1 pseudogene is annotated in these 303 nt (G+C 56.4%); it reads right to left on the bottom strand.

Going from position 1 to position 303, the window contains the following annotated elements:
- A pseudogene (locus tag WG8_RS28805) lies at window positions 1-303 on the bottom strand (NAD(P)/FAD-dependent oxidoreductase); the annotation flags it as partial.

Below are 303 nucleotides of genomic sequence, written 5' to 3' on the forward strand. Positions count from 1 at the left end.
GGCAATCGCCATGGACAGGACGTTCATGCCTACAATAATGCCGCGTTCCCCCGGCTTAACATAATGAACGTTGGTCATCACCTGCGCGGCCCCGATGGACATTACGCCAGGCAGCGTCCAGCCGTCCAGCGGGACGGGGATTTCGGCGGCTCCGGTGGCCAGTAATACGTAGTCGGCAGTGAATAATCCACAGGAGGTGGAAATTTCCCATGTTGTCGTATACTCCATGCCATGCACCGATACGCCACAGCGGATGTCTACCCCAAGCTCGCTGCAACGGGTGATCAGTTCATCTGAAACATG

This window comes from Paenibacillus sp. Aloe-11 (assembly GCF_000245715.1).
GTDB lineage: Bacteria > Bacillota > Bacilli > Paenibacillales > Paenibacillaceae > Paenibacillus > Paenibacillus kribbensis.